This window comes from Oceanisphaera avium (assembly GCF_002157875.1).
Lineage (GTDB): Bacteria > Pseudomonadota > Gammaproteobacteria > Enterobacterales > Aeromonadaceae > Oceanimonas > Oceanimonas avium.
In genome coordinates, this window is sequence record NZ_CP021376.1 from 2,243,433 (window position 1) to 2,262,106 (window position 18,674).

Here is an 18,674-nt window from a genome sequence, read left to right on the forward strand (position 1 = left end):
TACTTTTAACGAGGTTAAGTATGATTAAGACCGCTATTATTGGCTTTGGACAATCTGCCCGAATTTTTCACCTGCCTTTTATTAATAGCTTGGCGGATTTTGAGCTAGTCGCCATTAGTACTTCTAAGCCAGAACAAGCCGCGGCAGAGTGGCCAGAAGTAGCCGTTTATACCGATGTCGATACTATGTTGGCAGAGTCTGGCGCTGAGCTAGTCGTGATCACCGCGCCCAATGAGGTGCATTACGAGTTGGGCCGCAAGGCGCTAAGTATGGGGTTGCACGTAGTGATGGAAAACCCCACCGTTACTCAGCTACACCAAGGTGCTGAGCTAATGCGCTTAGCAGACAGTAAAAAGTTATGCTTAATTCCTTTTCATAATCGTCGGTGGGACAGTGACTTTTTAACGCTGCGTAAATTGCTAGCCGATAATACCCTAGGTCCAATCCATGGTTTTGAGTCGCACTTTGATCGCTTTCGCCCGCGAGTCAGAGTAGAAACACCCGGTGCCGGCGCCGGGATCTGGTTTGATTTAGGTGGGCATCTTGTAGATCAGGTGTTGGTATTATTTGGCAAGCCACAATCTATTACAGGGCGCTGTTTATCGATGCGCCCCGGCGCTAATGTCACGGATTATTTCCATGTGCAGCTGCATTACTGCGATAAAGAAGTGGTATTGCACTCCAGCCCTTATCATCCAGGCCCCACCTTGCGCTTTAAGCTACAAGGCGAGCTAGGTTGTTATATCAAGCGTGGTTTTGATCCCCAAGAAGAGCGATTACAAAATGGCATAGTGCCAGACTCGCCTTACTTGGCCAAAGAAGCTGAAGCGGATTATGGTGTTTTTTATTCGGATGATGATGCCCAAGTTATAGAGTCTGAAATAGGCGGTTATCGTTATTTTTATCAAGCCACCGCTAAAGCTATTCGCAATGAGGCGCCGCCACCGGTTTCCATGCAAGATGCCTTAGACGGGCTCAATATTATTAACTTAGCAGAAAAGAGTTCCGCCGAGGGACGAACGCTGCCCTTAACGGCGACCAGCTTTAGAGACTAAATCAAAGCGCCGCTTTGGGCTTTAGCCGTCTTACCGGGCTCGACCCGGTATCTCGTTTTGATGTTTTAGGTCTAAAAGCTAAACCGAGATCCTGACTTTCGTCAGGTTGACGGCTTTTTCAGTAGGGTGATGGCTAAGAGCAGCGCCGAGCACCAAGCTAAATCGAAGCGCCGCTTTGGCCCTTAGCCGTCTTATCGGGCTCGACCCAGTATCTCGTTTTATATTTAAAAGACCCATAAGCGGGAGCTTACTCGGCCTTGAGACTGGTATCAGGTTCAGCTTCGCCGCCGTGGCGGCGCTGTAGTGCTAGACCTTGTAGGAAGTTACGCAAAAACTGATCACCACAGGCTTTAAAATGTTTATGATCGGGCTTTCTAAATAACGAGGTGAGCTCCGGCTTTCTTACCACAAAGCCGGCTAAGCTAAGTAAGTTTAAAATATCTTCTTCTTTTAACTGCAGCGCGACTCTTAGCTTTTTAAATACTTGATTATTAATAGGTTCTGCTAGGTCAGCCTTAGGAGCTGGGCCACCTTGGCGCGGTCCTCTTTCTTGTAGTACTAAGCCATTTAAAAAGCCTAATAGTTGCTCGTTGCTGCAGCTGTGATAATTGTCATCTTCTTCTTTAGCAAGCAAAGCTAAAAGTTGTGCTTCATCAATCTTAATACCGCCTAAGCTAAAAATCGCTAATGACTGAGCATCTTTTAGATCAAGGGCGTAGCGTACTCGGCGTAAAATATCGTTATTAGTCATCTTATTTAGTTTCCGCAGCGTTAGGATCGGTCGGTTTATCTTCGGCTTTCTTTACTCGAATTTTTTCACCGTCTACTTCAATGCCATTTAAGCTTTTAATGGCCGCCTTGGCTTGGGCAGGATTAGGCATAAAAGCAAAGCCAAAACCCTTAGAGTTTTGCGTATTAGGATCCATAACTAAATGAAAATACTGTACTAAACCATAAGGCGTGAGCAGGGCGAGGATTTTTTCCTCAGTGGTAAGGCGAGATAAACCGCGGATTATGAGTTTCATGGGTTCTCCAAAAACTTAATGTTGTTGCATATCTATCAATGCAGGATAGGCCGAAAACAAAAAGGAGTGAATAAAAGGGGCGTAAATGAATGCGCTGGGCGCGCGAGTGTAGCAGTTTGTGTGGCTGTCGTCTGCCGTTTTAGTGGGCTGGGCTAAGCACAAAAAAGCCGACCCTAAGGGTCGGCTGTAATAAAGAGCGAGGTGAGGACTAATAAGCTATTAAATTAGCTTTCTAGGCTGCGAATACGCTGGCTAAGAATTGAAAAATCAAATACTTGGCGACTGGGTAGCATCATAAATAAGCCAGATACCATCACCGGCACTAAGCTTGCCAGTAAGAAAGATTCCAATAAAAATTCAATCTCAGCTGCTGGGGCGGGGAAGAGCCACAAGCCAGCAACTAAGCCGGCCGCTGTACTGAGTACCGCATTATAGGCTTGATAGCGGGCGCTATAAAAACCAAAGAACACCGGGAAAGCGGCGGCACAACATAAGAGATCGGCAAACAAAAACAGGTATAAAACACTAAAGCCCTGGGATGCTACCACCAGCACCGGAATTGAAATTAACACAATCGCCCAGCGGGAAAGGCCTAATAAGCGATTAGCGCTTACCTCGGGTAGCATACGGCGTAAGTCTACTACTAGCATGCTAGAAATACCGCTAATGGTAGAGTCGGCGCTACTCATTATTAAGGCCAAGCCAAAGGGCAGTAAGCCAATGACAAACCACATCGGCACATTGGCTAGCAGCACATCAAACACTGCCACCGAGCCATCACCTGGCAAATCTAGGCCAACAAAGGCTAAGCCAAATAACCCTAAGATAAAGATAAAAATAAAGCTCATCACACCACTTACAATAAAACCGTTGCGAATGGCTCTGTTGTTTTGGGCGGCAAAGATACGCTGCCAGGTGCCTTGCGAAAAAAGGCCGGTAAGCACCACGGCAATAAAGAAAGTGAGTCCAGATTTAAAGCCATTTAGATCAAAGGGATTAAGTAGCTCGGGTGCTTTTTCTTTTAAACCGGCAATGGTGGGTCCCATGCCACCTACGGCAAACCAGCCAAACATGATCAGCAATAATAAAAACGGCAGTATCACTATCATCTGTAAACGGTCGGTAAAAATAGTAACACGCAAGCCCCCATATAGCGTGTAAAGCAAGGTGGCCACCATCACTATGGTGGCGGTCGTCCATAGGGGCACAGGCGCGATTAAATTAACCATTTTAGCAATGGCAGTTAAGCCTGCGGTGAGTGAAATAAACATATAAAACAGCATAATCACTAACACAAAGCCGTACATGGTTTTGCCATAGCGGTGCAATACAAACTCAGTGAGTGTATGACCTTCTGGAATGAGCTCACGTAAGCGTTTACCCAAGGGGATCATCATAAAACGGGGCGCAAGTGAGCCCAGTGCATAACCGGTGACCGCGCCTATGCCACCCCAAGTGGCGGCTTCAGCTGGGCCAAATAATATCCAAGTGCCTAAGGTAGTTGCTAGCAGAGTTAGCATAGTGGCCATGCCATTTTGGCTATTACGCGCTACAACAAAGTCTTCAATTTTATCTTGTTGGCGGCGAGCGTAAAGCATGCCAGGAATGGCGAAAATAGCGGCAAATAAACACAGCCAAAACAGGGCTTGAGTGGTGGACAGTAGCATGAATTCTCCCTTTGCCTATGGTTAGGCAAGCATACGTCGATCGTCAGTCATTGACGAAATATGCCGGGTAAAGACGGGCGCACAGGTGGGGAGTGAGGATCAGTCAGTTCCTTCCCTTCGCCGGCATTATCCGGATCAGGTTCTAAGGGTTACCGCAGCACATTGCGGAATCTCAGCCAAATGGGGTGCATATTTCGCACCTTAGGCTCCCCCAGGAATGGTGATGAGAGTAAGAATAAATGTGGCGCTTGTCAAACCTCGGTCAAACCGTTTACTCGCGGCTATCGCGATCGAAAGTATTTAACGGCAGTGCGCTTGGCGCCGTTAGGCTGGTTGATGCTGTAACCTTGGTGGTGCGCTGTAGTTGCCAAGTCGCTAAGCAGGATATCAGTATGCCTGGCCAGAGTACTGCAGCGATCGGCGCACCGATAAATAGCCAAGGCAATATGGTGACTGCAGCGGGGTTGAGATAGGTGTAAGCCATGACTTTTTGCGGGCCAAGTTGAATGCTGCCAGATTGATAGAGATACACGCTGCCTAGGGTGGCGCAAACTACTAGATAGGCCATTGCCAGTCGATCATTTGGTCCTAGGTTTTGCCACTGTAGCGGAATATCGACTAGCCAGACGGCCAGCCCCATCCAAAAAGCGCCCCCTATTAAAATGGCACAGGTCAGCACGCCGATTGAGTCACCGCGATAGAGCAACTTCATACTCAATGAATAGGCACACATGCTGAGCACGCCCAGCAGAAATATTTTGTCGCCCTGATTAAGTTGTAGTGCCAGCGCTCGGCTTGGATTGCCTTCGAAGATCACCCAGAGTGCACCTAATATACCCAGTAAATAACTGCATGCCTGAGGGCGCCTGATAGGGGTATGTAATAGCCAAATCCCTAATACGCTGGTGATCAGGGGTACTAAGGTAAATAAGGTACTGGTGTTAAGGGCGGTAGTGGTATGCAACGCTTCAAACAGGCAGATAAAAAAAAGTGAATAGAAGAGGCTAATAATCAGCCCACGTGGCAGTGCTTGTAGCAGTTTTCGCCGTCGTTCGGCATTGATCAATATCCATGGCAGCATCAAGATTGCGGCCAGCAAAAAACGCAGTAGCGTCAGGGAGGCGGCTGGTGCTACGGGTGCCAGCTGCGCCGAAACGATAAAAGAGCCTGCAATAAATAAGGTAGCGAGTAGCACGCGTAGATGGGCGTGCCAGGTTTGCATAAACATGTTTATCTCCCGTCGAGCAGATTGCCGGATTAGCGCTGGAAACGGTCCAGCACTCTCACGTTTTCCAATGAGAGTTGTCCGGGTTTAGGCCAAGCCTCTTTGTCCGCTTTTCCTATGGTCAGCATCATGCCGATCACATGATCGTCGGGTAGCTGAATAAGCTCGCTAACACGCTGGGTATCAAAACCTATCATGGGGCAGCTGTCGTAACCCATGGCTTTGGCTGCCAACATGGCAGTTTGCGCGACCATACCAATCGAGCGGATTGCTTCGTCACGTTGTAGCTGTGGCTGATTTTCATAGAAGCCGTGAATCATCGACAGCATAAGATCTTGAGTGTTGATGGGCGCATGGCGCCAGCAATGTGCAGGGTTACGCTGCCAAGCTTGAGTATCGGCACACAGCACCAGTAATAGCGATGCATCGGTGACCTGAGCTTGATCTCCTGCGGCTTTACGCATTTCGGCGCGTAATTGTCGATCCTCAACCTGCACGAAGCGCCAATGTTGTAGATTAAAGGCTGTGGGAGCCTGCAGCATGCAGTGAAACAATTGTTTAATATCGGCTTCAGGCATGATGAAGGCCGCATCATATTGTTTGACTGCGCGGCGAGTCGTGATGGCGTCGAGAGTGTGCATTATATATTTCCTTTGATTTGTTCAACTTGGTGGTCAGTATTTCATATGCAAAAATGAAGAAAAATAGAATGGAAGCAGAGATTATGTGCACAAATGCACAGGTGGATGACTGGCACGAGATCTATATTGCTTATCAGGTAGCCAGATTGGGCTCGTTAAGTGCGGCTGCCCTACAGCTTGATGTGCATCACAGCACGGTATTACGCCGCATTAATGCGCTGGAAACTAAGCTAGGTACTCGTCTATTTCACCGCCATGCGCGTGGTTATGTTGCGACCGAAGCAGGGCAAGCCTTATTGGCCGCCGCCGCGCAGGCCGAAGAGACTTTTAGCCGGATGCGCGCCCAAGTTGGCGAGAGTGAAGCCCTCGCGGGCACGCTGATCCTCACCTCAGTCAATAATCTGGTTCCCTACATAACACCACTGCTGGCGGAGTTTCAGCGGCAACACCCGAATATACGCCTGGAATACTCCGCCGATCGCCGAGTGTATCGGCTAGAGCATGGTGAGGCGCATGTCGGCATACGGTCGGGATCTCGACCGCAAGAGCTGGATTATGTTGTTCAGCACCTTACTCGGGCTGCAGGAACTTTATATGCCAGTCGTGAATATGTACGCCGTTATGGCTGTATTACTTCGCTCGAGGACATCGCTGGGCATCGTTTTATCGGCACCACTAGCCCACGTCCTGGCAGTTTATTTATGCGCTGGATGGAGAAGAAGGTGTTACCGGAGCAGATTTTTTATCGGGTGCAGGATTTCACCGGTTTTATTCCAGCTCTGGAGGCGGGAATGGGTTGTGGCCCTTTGAGTTGTTGGCAGGCAAGTTTGGCTTCTGGGCTGCAGCCCTTGTTGCCACCACCGGAAAGTTGGACCCATGATCTGTGGTTAACAAGCCACGGTGATCTGCATAGCACCGCTAAGGTGCAGGCCTTTACGCAGTTTATCAAAAGCAGCATTGCCGAGCGCCAGAGTGACTTTATACCGGTTTAAACAGCAATAAAAAACGCGACCTTGAAGGCCGCGTTTTTGTTGCTTGCTTGATAAGCGCAGGTTGCTTACTTCACCATCCAGCTGATGGTTTCACCGGCACGAATTGGCACCAGCTCTTCACCACCTAACGGCAGAGTGGCAGGCACAGACCAAGTTTCTTTGACCAAGGTGATGGTGTCGGCGTTGCGTGGCAGGCCGTAGAAGTCGGGGCCGTTATGGCTAGTAAACGCTTCTAACTTATCCAGTGCACCGGCTTCTTCAAACACTTCGGCATACAGCTCAACGGCCGCATGAGAGGTGTAAGCACCGGCACAGCCACAGGCAGTTTCTTTATTTTTCTTAAAATGTGGTGCTGAGTCAGTCCCCATAAAGAACTTTTTACTGCCGCTAGTGGCGGCTTTTACTAGCGCTTGTTGGTGAGTGTTGCGCTTTAAAATAGGTAAGCAGTAATAGTGGGGGCGAATTCCACCTACTAACATATGGTTACGGTTATAAAGTAAATGATGCACAGTAATAGTAGCGGCCACATTATCACCGGCTTGCTCAACAAACTTCACTGCATGCTCGGTAGTAATGTGCTCAAGGACGATTTTAAGATCAGGAAAGTCACGCACTACATTGGGTAAAATGGTCTCTAAAAAGACTTTCTCGCGGTCAAAAATATCTATATTAGCATCAGTTACTTCGCCGTGTACCAGTAGCAAAATGCCCAGCTCCTGCATCACCTCCAATACCGCGTAAATATTTTTTACGTCAGTTACGCCAGAGTCGGAGTTGGTAGTGGCACCCGCAGGATATAACTTACAGGCCACAATTTTACCGCAAGCTTTAGCGCGGCGAATTTCTTGGGGATCGGTTTTATCGGTGAGATACAAGCTCATTAAAGGCTCAAACTGACTGCCGTCTGGGCGCACCGCGGTGATCTTATCGTAATAAGCCAGCGCCAGTTCGGTGGTGGTTGCCGGTGGTAACAAATTTGGCATAACCAAGGCGCGGCCTAAATAACGGCTGGCATCGCGCACCGTATCGCTAAGTTGTGCGCCGTCGCGCAGGTGCAAATGCCAATCATCGGGGCGAGTAATGGTTAGGCTAGTCGGTTGTGTGCTCATTAAGGCTTAATCTCCATTGCATCAAGGCCACCATTATCTACTGCTGGCGCCAATTAACCAAATTTCCCTAAGGCAAGAGTGAAGGGCAAAGAGAGGTGTGTAACCAAGATAGCTCGCCCTAGTTCATGATTATCAGCTCACACCTTGCTCTTTTTATGTTATGGTCTAGGCCGTGACACGGGGTGTCTGGCAGCACATCTGCCTGGCTGAGATAACACCCGTCGAACCTGATCCAGTTCATACTGGCGAAGGGATGTCAGCCTTTCGGCTCACGGCAATCTTGCCCATCTGCCTTCGCCTCTGACTTTTAGAGGTAGCCATGCAACAGCATCATATTCATACCCCCTCAGCCCCAACATTTGACCAACAAGTGGTATTAGTCACCGGCGGCGCGCGCGGCCTAGGCGAGCATTTAGTACGCGCCTTTTTGCGTGAAGGCGCCAAAGTCGTAATTAACTATCTTAAAAGCGCCCAAGCTGCTGAGCAATTAGCAAACGACTATCCAAATCAAGCGCTGGCATTGCAAGCGGATGTCACTGATGCCGATGCGGTAGGGGCATTATTTGCTAAAGCCCATGCCCATTTTGGGCAGCCTATTACTACTGTGATTAATAATGCCCTTCCGGCTTTTTCCTTTAACGGTGATGCTCGTGAAAATGCTGAGCAGTTAAGCTGGAATAATGTACACCAGCAGTTTGAAGGTATCGTAAAAGGTGCGCTAAACACCACACAGGCCGCATTGTCAGGCATGCGTGAAGCCGGTTTTGGCCGCATTGTTAACGTGGGCACTAACTTATTCCAAAACCCAGTGGTGCCGTATCACGACTACACTGCTGCTAAAGCGGCGTTACTCTCGTTAACGCGCACGCTGTCTCAAGACTTAGGCCCTGATCAAATTACCGTAAATATGGTATCTGGTGGTTTATTACGCACCACAGATGCCTCGGCTGCCACCCCAGAAGCGGTGTTTGATTACATTGCCGCTAATACACCGCTGCGCCGTGTAACCACACCTGCAGAGTTTGCTGATGCGATTTTATTTTTTGCCTCTCCTTGGTCGCGTTCCGTAACTGGCCAAAACTTGGTAGTAGATGGCGGCTTGGTGAAAAACTAATGGCAGCTAACAATCAAGCATCACGCATGATGCACCTTAATTTATTTTTAATGGGGTGCGGTCATCATAAAGGCGCTTGGCGCCATCCTAAGTCGGCGGTAGAGCGCTTAGGAGACATTGATTATTACGAAGAAATGGCGCAAATCGCCGAGCGCGGTAAGTTAGATGCCGTCTTTTTTGCCGACGGCCAAGCGGCAGTAAACGTAGCTGACGGCACGCCTTTTTTCCTTGAGCCATTAACCGCCATGGCGGCCATGAGCCGGGCTACTGAAAAAATTGGCTTTATTAGTACCGTTTCTAGTACCTTTTACACTCCCTTTCATGCCGCGCGTATGGTGGCGTCTTTAGACCATATTTCTAAGGGACGTATGGGCTGGAACGTTGTAACTTCTATGTTTGATATGGAAGCGCGTAACCATAACTATGAAGCAATGCCGGTGCATGCCGAGCGCTATCGCCGAGCCGATGAGTTTGTAGATGCGGTATTAAAGCTATGGGACTCGTGGGATGCAGATGCGCTTACCCTAGATAGATTTGGCCATTATGCCGATCCTGCTAAAGTGAAGGCCATTAACCACCATGGCGAATTCTTCTTAGTAGATGGCCCCTTAAATGTGCCGCGCCCGCCCCAAGGGCATCCGGTATTATTTCAAGCAGGAGCCTCTGATCAAGGGCGAGAGCTCGCCGCACGCCGCGCCGAAGCTATTTATGCCGTAGCCTATGATCTCACCGCCGCCCAAGAGTACTACCGAGATATTAAGCGTCGAGTAAAAGCTGCCGGTCGCGATGTTGACGTGCCCATTATGCCCGGCTTAGTAACCTATGTTGCTGCCACCGAAGAAGAAGCAAAAGCTAAGCAACGTGAGCTAGATGAAATGCTGCCCGTGGCCGCTTCTTTGCGTCAATTGGGGTTATTTATTGAGCGCGACTGCTCCGATTGGGATCTGGATTCGCCCATGCCAGCGTTGCCGCCGCTTGCAGAGTTTACTGGGCCTAAAGGGCGCTATGCCACTATTTTGCGCATTATTGAAACCGAGCAACCCACGGTGCGCGAATTATTGGGTCGCTTAGCCGCTGGGGGTGGCCATTGCACTATGGTCGGTACACCAACACAAATTGCCGACCAAATGGAGCTGTGGTTTAACAACGAAGGTGCCGATGGTTTTAATTTAATGCCGCCTTCGCTGCCTTATAGCTTAAATGATTTTGTAGAGCAGGTTGTGCCTGAGCTACAGCGCCGCGGTCTGTTTCGCCAAGACTATGAAACCGACACCCTGCGCGGTCACTTAGGCCTAGCTAAGCCCTAATCGCCTAGCTCATTATTTGTAACTTAAGCCCATCACTTTAGTGATGGGCTTTTTTATTGTGGCGAGTTTTTATTACTGTCTCTTTATTAAGACGTGGCGACTGGCTGAGCGTTTCTTCTAGCGCAGTGATCAACTAGGCTAACAATGTTGCCATTATGAAGGAGCCAAGATGAAAATTTTAATGATCATGACCTCACACGCCAAGCTGGGAGATACCGGTAAAGATACCGGCCTGTGGTTAGAGGAATTTGCCGCGCCTTATTATGTATTTAAAGATGCGGGCGCCAAGCTTACACTCGCTACCCCAAAAGGCGGTAGACCACCTGTGGATCCCAATAGCTTAGGCCCTGATGCGCTAACACCCGCTACCGAGCGCTTAGCGCAAGATGCAGCGGCGAACGCCGAGTTTTCCAATACCTTGGCACTAAACAGTGTGTCAGCTAACGATTTTGATGGCATTTTTTACCCCGGTGGGCACGGCCCGTTATGGGATTTAGCCAATAACCCCGACTCGGCGCGGTTAATCTCCCAGATGTTAAGCCAACATAAGCCAGTGGCCGCGGTATGTCATGGGCCAGGAGTATTTCGCCAAGTTAACAATGCGCAAGGCCAGTCTTGGGTACTGGGTAAACGAGTTACGGGTTTTAGTAACAGTGAAGAAGCCGCGGCAGGCTTAACTGAAGTGGTGCCGTTTTTAGTAGAAGATATGCTTAAAGAGCAGGGCGGTCATTATTATAAAAGTGACGACTGGCAACCGCATGTAGAAACAGATGGCTTGCTTATTACTGGGCAAAACCCTGCTTCTTCTGCTGCCACAGCGCAGGCGCTATTAGATAAACTGGGTGCTAAGTCTTAATTTTGGTAACAGGCGAGTAATCAAAAAAGGGCGCAGCCGCGTCTTTTTATAGTCTAAAGCTTGGGTACATGATTTTAATATATTCATAACAGCATAAGAAAAACGGTCAGATGTGCGGCCTGTTGCAAAATGCTGCAAATTTGGTTTTTTAATAGAGTTTTCTGCTATAAAGTCGTTAAATCGTAACAGGGTAGGATGGACTTCCACCATTGAGGGATAACTATGAACCAAAGCCAACCTTTATTACTACGCTTAACCAATAGCGTTAGTTTAGTAACGCAAATCGTCATTGGTATTATTGTTGGTGCACTATTGGCCGTGTTTTGGCCCAGTGCTGCCCAAGCTGTGGGCTTATTGGGTAGCTTGTTTGTTAGTGCCTTAAAAGCGGTTGCCCCCATCTTGGTATTTGTGTTGGTGTTATCTTCTATTGCTAATCATCGCCACGGCAGCCAAACCAGTATTAAACCTATTTTAGCGCTGTATTTTATTGGTACCTTTGTGGCCGCGGTAACGGCCGTTATCATGAGCTTTATATTTCCTACTACCTTAGTGCTGGCGCTAGATGCTGCAGAGGCCACGCCGCCCGAGGGCATAGCAGAAGTATTGCATACCTTATTATTCCAAGTCGTTGATAACCCAATTAATGCGCTACTTACGGGTAATTTTATTGGTATTTTAGCCTGGGCCATCGGGCTTGGCTTAGTGTTGCGCCACGGTGCCGAGTCTAGCAAACATGTGTTTCGTGATATCTCCGAGGGGGTTTCTAATATAGTGCGCTTTGTGATCCGCTTAGCGCCCTTAGGTATTTTTGGTTTAGTGGCCAGTACCATAGCCGCGACGGGCTTTGAGGTGTTATGGGGTTATGCGCGCCTACTGGCGGTATTAATTGGCTCTATGCTCATTATCGCCTTAGTGATGAACCCGCTCATTGTGTACTTTAAAATTCGCCGCAATCCGTACCCACTGGTATTTAAGTGCTTGCGCGAAAGTGGCGTAACCGCGTTTTTTACTCGTAGCTCAGCCGCTAATATTCCCGTGAACATGGACTTATGTAAGCGTTTAAACCTACATGAAGACACTTACTCTGTTTCTATTCCGCTAGGCGCCACCATTAATATGGGCGGTGCCGCCATCACTATTACTGTGCTCACCCTAGCGGCAGTAAATACCTTAGGTATTGAAGTCGACTTTGCTACTGCGCTGTTACTGAGTGTGATTGCCTCGGTTTCTGCCTGTGGAGCCTCTGGGGTGGCAGGTGGCTCTTTATTGTTGATACCGCTGGCCTGTAGCTTATTTGGCATCTCTAATGAAGTAGCGATGCAAGTCGTGGCCATTGGTTTTATTATTGGCGTATTACAAGACTCAGCAGAAACGGGGCTTAATAGCTCTACCGATGTGCTGTTTACTGCTGCGGCCTGCCAAGCAGAAGAAACTAAAGCAAGCTTAGTGCATTAAGCGCTAGGTAATTTAAAGCCCCTATACGGGGCTTTTTTTATGGCAACGGCTTATTCATGTGTTGCAGACATAATTCAATAAAATGGCTGAGTGAGGCCGAGTGATATTTTTGCTTGTGCCATACCAACTTAAAAGTACGACTCAGCATTCTATCGAGCGGTACTACTTTTAATCGACCGGTGCTAATACGCTCACCCGCGGCGCGGCGTGACACAAAGGCTAGTCCTAAGCCATGCTCTGCTGCCTGCATAATCGACTCTATGGTATTAAGCTCTAACACTTGACCTAGTGGTGCCAGTTTTGGGGCTAATTGCTGCTCAAATTGCTGGCGAATACCCGATTCTCGCTCTCTTAACACCCATGCTTGGTTAGCTAATTGCGCTAATTTCAACGGGGTAGTGACAAGTTGCTCGCCATAACGTTTAAACAGCTCGTGCTGCGGGTTAGCAACCACTAATAATTCATCTGTTAGCCAGTCTTGGCTAATTAAAGGGGGAGGGAAATGCTCGCCCTCCACCAATGCTAAATCCAGCTCAAAGCGCAGTATCTTCTCGCACAAGGCTTGGGTATGCGTGATCTGTACCTTATGTAATTGCGGTTGCTGAGCCAATATGGCGGGCAGCACATAATTACCAATGGTTTGACTGGCACCCAAGCGCAAGCTGCCCGTGGGCGTGCCTTGCTCAGCAAATAAATGCTCAACATCCATCACTCGGCTTAATATTTCTTCTGCTAGCGGCTGCAGCTGGCGGCCTTGCTCATTAAGCTGCAAACGCGGATGCACTCTATCAAACAGCACTTGGCCAAGCTGGCGCTCTAATTGCGCCAGCGACTGAGAAAGAGCGCCTTTACTTAGAAAAAGCTCGTTAGCGGCAGTACTTAAATTGCCATAGCGAGCAATGCTAGTGAAGGCTTGCAGCTGCTTTAAACTGATCATGCACCGCCCCTTAAGTTATAAGCGTATAGAAATACTAAACATAAAGTTTAAATCATTTAAATATCTTGAGCAGAGGAGTTTTTTTATTATAGAGGTTGGTGAGTTAAGGAGAGAGTTATGTGGTTGAGTACCCGCCAACGATTTGCTAATGCCCCCACGCCCATGGCGGGCTTAGCACTAGGTATTGCAAGCCTAGGTTGGTGCTGGGAAAACTTAGGGGTATTTAATGGTCATGCTCAGTTTATGGGAGCCCTATTAGCCGGCTTATTATTAGTAATATTAACGAGCAAGTTTATTCTACACCCTCAGTTATTAGCTCAAGACTTAGCGCATCCGGTGGTGGGCAGCGTAGTGCCTACTTTTGCCATGACCACTATGGTGATTGCTAAGGCGGTGGGTGGCCAGCTAAGTAGTGGCTTATGGCTGCTTGCCATTGCCTTACACTTATGGTTTTTAGTGACCTTTGCCTGGCATCGTTTTAAGCATTTTGAATTGCATCATATGCTGCCAAGCTGGTTTGTGCCGCCCATTGGCATAGTGGTGGCCGACGTTACTAGCCCAGGTGGGGTCTTTGAGAGCCTAGCGCAGGGCTTATTGTGGTTTGGCTTAGTGTGCTACGCCGTTATGCTGCCTATGATGTTATACCGCTTAGTTTTTTGCCCGCCCTTGCCCGACGGTGCCCAAGCTACACTGGCGGTAATGGCGGCGCCAGGTAGCTTGTGTTTAGCCGGCTATTTAACGGTGACGCCAGACCCTAATTTATTGCTAGTCGCCGTGCTATTAGGAATAGCAGTAGTGATGACTTTAATTATTTATCTGGCTTTTATTAAGCTGTTGCGCCTGCCGTTTAGCCCAGGCTACGCCGCCTTTACCTTTCCGCTAGTTATCGGCGCCGCAGCGTTATTTAAAGTGGCGCGCTTAGCCCGCGAGCTGGGTTGGGATGAGACCAGTGTTAGCCAGTTAACGTGGTTAGCAGAAGGGGAGTTAATTATCGCTACTCTGATCGTGAGCTATGTGGCATTACGCTTTGCCCTACACTTTAATCCACTGCGCAAAGCGCTAGCTGAGCTTGCTTAGTCTTATATTCAAGTGATTAGCCTAATAAAGAACATCGAGCCAATGCTATAAAGCTATTTCTGCCACGGAATACACAGAAGAACACGGAAAAAATAGAAATCAGATCTAAAAAGGGCTTTTATACCAATAATAACAGCTGAAAGCCGGCTCTATTGTAGCCAGCATTTAGCTGTTGAAGTTGGGTGTTAGGATAGTTTTTAAATCTCACCCAACGAGATTGGCAGTTAAAACGTCAGACTACAAAGAGCATGCCAAAATCATAAAAGAGTGTTTATCTAATAAAATGTTTTTCAGATTTTATCTCTATTTTTCTGGGGATTCCGTGTTCTTCCGTGGCAAAAACAGGGTTAAGTCTTGTGATTCCTCAATCCCCAATCACTTATCACACCTCACTTGTCACTCTGGCTTGCTTTTGCGTGGCGTAAATAAAGGCGCCAATAAAGAACAAGGTGAGTAGCAGCACTATGGTGGGTGCCGGTGCGCTGTCGATAAAAAATGACAGGTACACGCCAAAGAAGGCGCCTACTACCGCAATCACCACCGATAGCACTAACATGGTGCTAAATTTATTGGTCAGTAAGAAGGCAATGGCACCGGGGGCAATGAGCAGCGAAATCGCCAAAATTAAGCCTACCGATTTTAATGCCGCCACTATGGTTAGCGCGATTAAACACAGCAAGCTGTAGTGCAATACATTGACTCTTAAGCCGATGGCTTGGGCATGCGCGGGATCGAAGGCGTGCAGCAAAAAATCGCGCCATTTACCGCCTAAAATCACCACCGTAATTAAGGCGATAATGGCCGTTTCTAAAATGTCACCCCAGACGACCCCCAACATATCGCCAAACAAAATATGATCTAAGTGCACATCGGAATTAATTTTTACATACAACAATAAACCTAAGCCAAACATGCCCGAAAACACGATGCCCATAATGGTGTCTTGTTTTATACGACTATTGTTTTTTAAAAAACCAATAGATAGCGCGCACACCATGCCAGCAAGAAAAGCGCCAATAGTAAAAGGCGCCCCTATTATGTAAGCGATCACTACCCCCGGAAACACCGCGTGGCTCATGGCATCTCCCATGAGCGCCCAGCCTTTAAGTACTAAAAAGCAGGACAGCAAGGCAGTAGGCACAGCGATAAGCACCGAAATAAGCAGCGCATTAACCATAAAGCTAAATTGAAAAGGGGCCATTAAGGTATCTATCATGCGATCACCTCTAGCGCTTGTGCGGCACGACGGCGAGCGGCAAAATAACCGTGCTTAGGTGCAAAGAAAAAGGCTAATAAAAACAATAAGGTTTGCAGTACCACAATAATGCCACCGGTAGCGCCATCAAGATAATAACTGGCATAAGCGCCAATAAAGCAGCTAATGGTGCCAATGCTAATGGCGATGGCTAATAAACGCGGAAAACGGTCGGTCAGCAAATAGGCGGTCGCCCCGGGAGTGACCACTAAACAGATCACCAAAAAAGCGCCCACGGTTTGTAGCGCGGCCACCGTAGAAGCGGCGAGCAGCGTAAAAAATAACAACTTAATTTTACTGGGACTAATGCCAATAGAGCGGGCGTGGTTCTCATCAAAAAACACCACTAAAATATCTTTCCACTTCACCACTAATATGGCCAAAGTGACGAGACTGATCAGTACCAGCTGCAAAATATCATAAGGATCTATGGCTAAAATATTACCCAAGACAATAGTTTTAATATTTACCGCCGTAGGCTTAAGCGACACCATAAATAAGCCCAGCGCAAAAAAGCTGGAGAAAATAAGGCCAATGATAACATCTTCTTTTAGCTTACTGCGCTGGTTTAAAAACAACATAGTGCCCGCCGCTAACCCGCCGGCAAAAAAAGCGCCCAGCGAAAACGGCAAGCCCAGCATATAAGCGCCCGCTACCCCAGGCACAATAGAGTGGGAAAGGGCATCGCCAATCAGCGACCAACCTTTAAGCATTAAATAACAAGATAAAAACGCACACACACCGCCCACCAAAGACGATACCCACATGGCATTAATCATGTACTGATAGCTAAAAGGCTCAAGCAGTAGGCTCATTATTGTTATCCTCCCACTGCGTTTGTGCCTCGCGGCTATGTACTTGACCGGCCTTAATAATAAGCGGGCGCTCATCATCACTAATAATGCCAATAGCATGAGGGCGACCATGCTTATTTTCATTTAAGACGAAGTGGCGCAACACGCCGCCAAAGGCCAGCTCTAGATTATCTTGCGTAAAGGTTTCTTGCGTGGTGCCGTGAGCTAACACAGTCCCTTTAATTAACACAGTACGATCACAAAATTCGGGCACCGAGCCTAAGTTGTGAGTAGACACTAACATGACGCGGCCTTCTTCACGCAGCTCACGCAATAAATTAATAATTTGATCTTCTGTTTTAACGTCTACGCCGGTAAAAGGCTCATCGAGCAAAATAATTTGGCCGTTTTGCGCTAAGGCTCGCGCTAAAAACACCCGTTTTTTTTGCCCGCCGGACAGCTCCCCAATTTGGCGCTTGCGAAATTCGGTCATGTTTACCCGCGCCAGTGCTTGAGAAACTGCTTCGTGGTCGGCTTTTTTAGGGCGGCGCAGCCAGCCCATATGGCCATAACGGCCCATCATCACTACATCTTCTACTAATACCGGAAAGTTCCAGTCTACTTCTTCTGATTGCGGCACATAAGCCACTAAATTTTGGCGCAAAGCAGCATCCACACTCATGCCCAGCACGCTTATTTCCCCTTTCGCTAAGCGCACAAAGCCCATAATGGCTTTAAATAAGGTGGACTTTCCTGAGCCGTTAACCCCTACCAGTGCCGCAATAGTGCCAGTAGGAATAGCAAAGCTGGCATCGCGCAGCGCCGTATGGCCATTACGATAAGTCACAGTTACCTCGCTAACCTTAAGGCCAGAGTCTAAGGCGCGAGTGGGGGTGGGAGTAGTTTGTTGCTGCAAACTCATTTAGCCGATCCTTTATTTGCCGCCGCTTGTTTTTTTAAACCCTCATGAATGCCCTCAACTATGGTGCGCGAGGTAACCCGTAATAGCTCCAAATAGCTGGGCACTGGGCCGTCTAATTCACTGAGTGAGTCTACATATAATACGCCGCCATAATGGCTACCCGTTTCGCGCGCCACTTGCTGAGCGGGTTTAGCAGAAATGGTACTTTCGCTAAATACGGCTGGAATGCGCTCTTTGCGCACCGTATCCACCACTTTACGCACCTGTTGAGGTGTGCCTTGCTGGTCGGCATTTATCGGCCATAAAAACAGCTCTTTTAAGCCAAAATCGCGAGCTAAGTAAGAAAACGCGCCTTCACTAGAAACTAACCAGCGCTTATCTTCGGGTAAATCGTCGATTAATTGCTGAATAGGCGCTATCTCTGCTTCGATCTTCGCTTTATAAGCTTGAGCGTTGTCTTTATAGCCCTGAGCGTTACTAGGATCGTATTTCACAAAAGCATCGCGAATATTATCCACATAAATCACCGCGTTTTTCGGAGACATCCAAGCATGAGGGTTAGGCTTGCCTTCATAAGGACCGGCCACGACACCCATGGGCTCTATGCCCTCAGACACCACCACTTCGGGCATGTCTTTCATGTTTTGATAGAATTTTTTAAACCACAATTCTAAATTTAAGCCGTTAGAGAAAATAAGCTGGGCATCGTGAGCCCGAATAATATCACCAGGCGTAGGCTGATATTCATGAATTTCTGCACCGGGCTTAGTGATCGACTCCACAATGGCTAAGTCTCCGGCTACGTTTTGCGCCATATCGGAGATCACCGTAAAAGTGGTCACGGCTTTAAATTTATCGGCAGCCAAGGCAGGCTGCATGGTTAATAGGGCGGCCAAAGCCAATCCTACTCTTTTAGACATCATTCGGTGTCAACTCCTTATGGCGGCGATTATCCAGTGAAAAAAGGGCACCTTGGCGCCCTAAGTGATTAATCATACTGGCTATTCATACCATAGGGGAATGTGATTTATATCTCAAACGTACCAGCCTAGTGCCAATACGAAAATGAGTGGTGCAGCGTGGCTCGAAACTTAAAGCAGCTAAAAAAAGGCCAGTAAGCGCTGGCCTAAAAACTCTGGAAATAATGCCTGCCTTTAAAAACCTGCCTCTGTATAACCCAGTTAGGAAGGCTCTTTGAAAGTGAGCATTGCTGCAGACATTTAAGATAAACAGTATTAATAAT

At 48.0% G+C, this 18,674-nt stretch carries 18 protein-coding genes and 2 riboswitches; of the genes, 7 read left to right on the forward strand and 11 right to left on the reverse strand.

The window, feature by feature from the left end; translation table 11 throughout:
- The first annotated feature begins 20 nt into the window (after window positions 1–20).
- Window positions 21–1,055, forward strand: coding sequence for a Gfo/Idh/MocA family oxidoreductase (locus CBP12_RS10290; RefSeq protein ID WP_086964346.1), 1,035 nt, complete (start codon window positions 21–23; stop codon window positions 1,053–1,055).
- Between the two features lie 247 nt (window positions 1,056–1,302).
- Here the strand turns inward: CBP12_RS10290 and CBP12_RS10295 are convergent, their stop codons facing one another.
- The 5 genes from CBP12_RS10295 to CBP12_RS10315 all read right to left on the reverse strand — a co-directional run bounded on the left by CBP12_RS10295 (window position 1,303) and on the right by CBP12_RS10315 (window position 5,613).
- Window positions 1,303–1,806: a YehS family protein gene (locus tag CBP12_RS10295; protein ID WP_086964347.1), complete on the reverse strand. Its 504-nt coding sequence runs from the start codon at window positions 1,804–1,806 to the stop codon at window positions 1,303–1,305.
- A 1-nt stretch (window position 1,807) separates the two neighbouring features.
- Window positions 1,808–2,080, reverse strand: a complete 273-nt coding sequence (locus CBP12_RS10300; protein ID WP_086964348.1) for an RNA recognition motif domain-containing protein — start codon at window positions 2,078–2,080, stop codon at window positions 1,808–1,810.
- A 224-nt stretch (window positions 2,081–2,304) separates the two neighbouring features.
- Complete coding sequence (locus tag CBP12_RS10305; protein WP_086964349.1) at window positions 2,305–3,747, reverse strand: sodium:solute symporter family transporter; 1,443 nt, start codon at window positions 3,745–3,747, stop codon at window positions 2,305–2,307.
- A 95-nt stretch (window positions 3,748–3,842) separates the two neighbouring features.
- Window positions 3,843–3,970: riboswitch (TPP riboswitch) on the reverse strand.
- A gap of 48 nt (window positions 3,971–4,018) precedes the next feature.
- Window positions 4,019–4,975 (reverse strand): DMT family transporter, encoded by a 957-nt coding sequence (locus CBP12_RS10310; RefSeq protein ID WP_086964350.1) that lies wholly within the window; start codon window positions 4,973–4,975, stop codon window positions 4,019–4,021.
- Between the two features lie 29 nt (window positions 4,976–5,004).
- Entirely contained in the window at window positions 5,005–5,613 is a 609-nt protein-coding gene (locus CBP12_RS10315; protein ID WP_086964351.1) for a nitroreductase family protein, read from the reverse strand.
- Window positions 5,614–5,696: 83 nt separating this feature from the next.
- Between CBP12_RS10315 and CBP12_RS10320 the strand changes: the two genes are divergently transcribed.
- A complete protein-coding gene (locus tag CBP12_RS10320) occupies window positions 5,697–6,605 on the forward strand; it encodes a LysR family transcriptional regulator (protein ID WP_232455055.1) in 909 nt (302 codons plus the stop codon).
- Between the two features lie 65 nt (window positions 6,606–6,670).
- Here CBP12_RS10320 and pyrC read toward each other — a convergent pair whose 3' ends face one another.
- Window positions 6,671–7,714, reverse strand: coding sequence for a dihydroorotase (gene pyrC, locus CBP12_RS10325; protein ID WP_086964352.1), 1,044 nt, complete (start codon window positions 7,712–7,714; stop codon window positions 6,671–6,673).
- Window positions 7,715–7,882: 168 nt separating this feature from the next.
- Window positions 7,883–7,985, forward strand: a riboswitch (TPP riboswitch).
- Between the two features lie 48 nt (window positions 7,986–8,033).
- Between pyrC and CBP12_RS10330 the strand changes: the two genes are divergently transcribed.
- From CBP12_RS10330 to sstT, 4 genes are all read left to right on the forward strand, one after another.
- A complete protein-coding gene (locus tag CBP12_RS10330; protein WP_086964353.1) occupies window positions 8,034–8,828 on the forward strand; it encodes a 3-oxoacyl-ACP reductase in 795 nt (264 codons plus the stop codon).
- On the forward strand, window positions 8,828–10,135 hold the full coding sequence (locus tag CBP12_RS10335; RefSeq protein WP_198341795.1) for an LLM class flavin-dependent oxidoreductase: 1,308 nt from the start codon (window positions 8,828–8,830) through the stop codon (window positions 10,133–10,135). The genes CBP12_RS10330 and CBP12_RS10335 overlap by 1 nt, the downstream gene beginning before the upstream one ends.
- Before the next feature lie 169 nt (window positions 10,136–10,304).
- Window positions 10,305–10,991 (forward strand): type 1 glutamine amidotransferase domain-containing protein, encoded by a 687-nt coding sequence (locus CBP12_RS10340; protein ID WP_086964354.1) that lies wholly within the window; start codon window positions 10,305–10,307, stop codon window positions 10,989–10,991.
- Window positions 10,992–11,213: 222 nt separating this feature from the next.
- Window positions 11,214–12,446, forward strand: coding sequence for a serine/threonine transporter SstT (sstT, locus tag CBP12_RS10345; protein ID WP_086964355.1), 1,233 nt, complete (start codon window positions 11,214–11,216; stop codon window positions 12,444–12,446).
- 37 nt (window positions 12,447–12,483) lie between these two features.
- Here sstT and CBP12_RS10350 read toward each other — a convergent pair whose 3' ends face one another.
- Window positions 12,484–13,383 (reverse strand): LysR substrate-binding domain-containing protein, encoded by a 900-nt coding sequence (locus tag CBP12_RS10350; RefSeq protein WP_086964356.1) that lies wholly within the window; start codon window positions 13,381–13,383, stop codon window positions 12,484–12,486.
- A gap of 117 nt (window positions 13,384–13,500) precedes the next feature.
- Between CBP12_RS10350 and CBP12_RS10355 the strand changes: the two genes are divergently transcribed.
- Window positions 13,501–14,460 carry a TDT family transporter gene (locus CBP12_RS10355; protein WP_086964357.1) on the forward strand — a complete coding sequence of 320 codons (960 nt, stop codon included), beginning with the start codon at window positions 13,501–13,503 and terminating at the stop codon, window positions 14,458–14,460.
- 382 nt (window positions 14,461–14,842) lie between these two features.
- Here the strand turns inward: CBP12_RS10355 and CBP12_RS10360 are convergent, their stop codons facing one another.
- From CBP12_RS10360 to CBP12_RS10375, 4 genes are read right to left on the reverse strand one after another with little or no spacing between them, the layout of a single operon-like run.
- Window positions 14,843–15,676, reverse strand: coding sequence for a metal ABC transporter permease (locus CBP12_RS10360; protein ID WP_086964358.1), 834 nt, complete (start codon window positions 15,674–15,676; stop codon window positions 14,843–14,845).
- Window positions 15,673–16,530, reverse strand: coding sequence for a metal ABC transporter permease (locus CBP12_RS10365; RefSeq protein WP_157420097.1), 858 nt, complete (start codon window positions 16,528–16,530; stop codon window positions 15,673–15,675). The genes CBP12_RS10360 and CBP12_RS10365 overlap by 4 nt, the downstream gene beginning before the upstream one ends.
- The gene (locus CBP12_RS10370) at window positions 16,514–17,431 is read right to left on the reverse strand and encodes a manganese/iron ABC transporter ATP-binding protein (RefSeq protein ID WP_086964359.1); all 918 of its coding nucleotides are present in this window, start codon (window positions 17,429–17,431) and stop codon (window positions 16,514–16,516) included. Before CBP12_RS10370 ends, CBP12_RS10365 begins: the two co-directional genes overlap by 17 nt.
- Window positions 17,428–18,354, reverse strand: coding sequence for a metal ABC transporter substrate-binding protein (locus CBP12_RS10375; protein ID WP_086964360.1), 927 nt, complete (start codon window positions 18,352–18,354; stop codon window positions 17,428–17,430). The genes CBP12_RS10370 and CBP12_RS10375 overlap by 4 nt, the downstream gene beginning before the upstream one ends.
- Window positions 18,355–18,674: the final 320 nt, after the last annotated feature.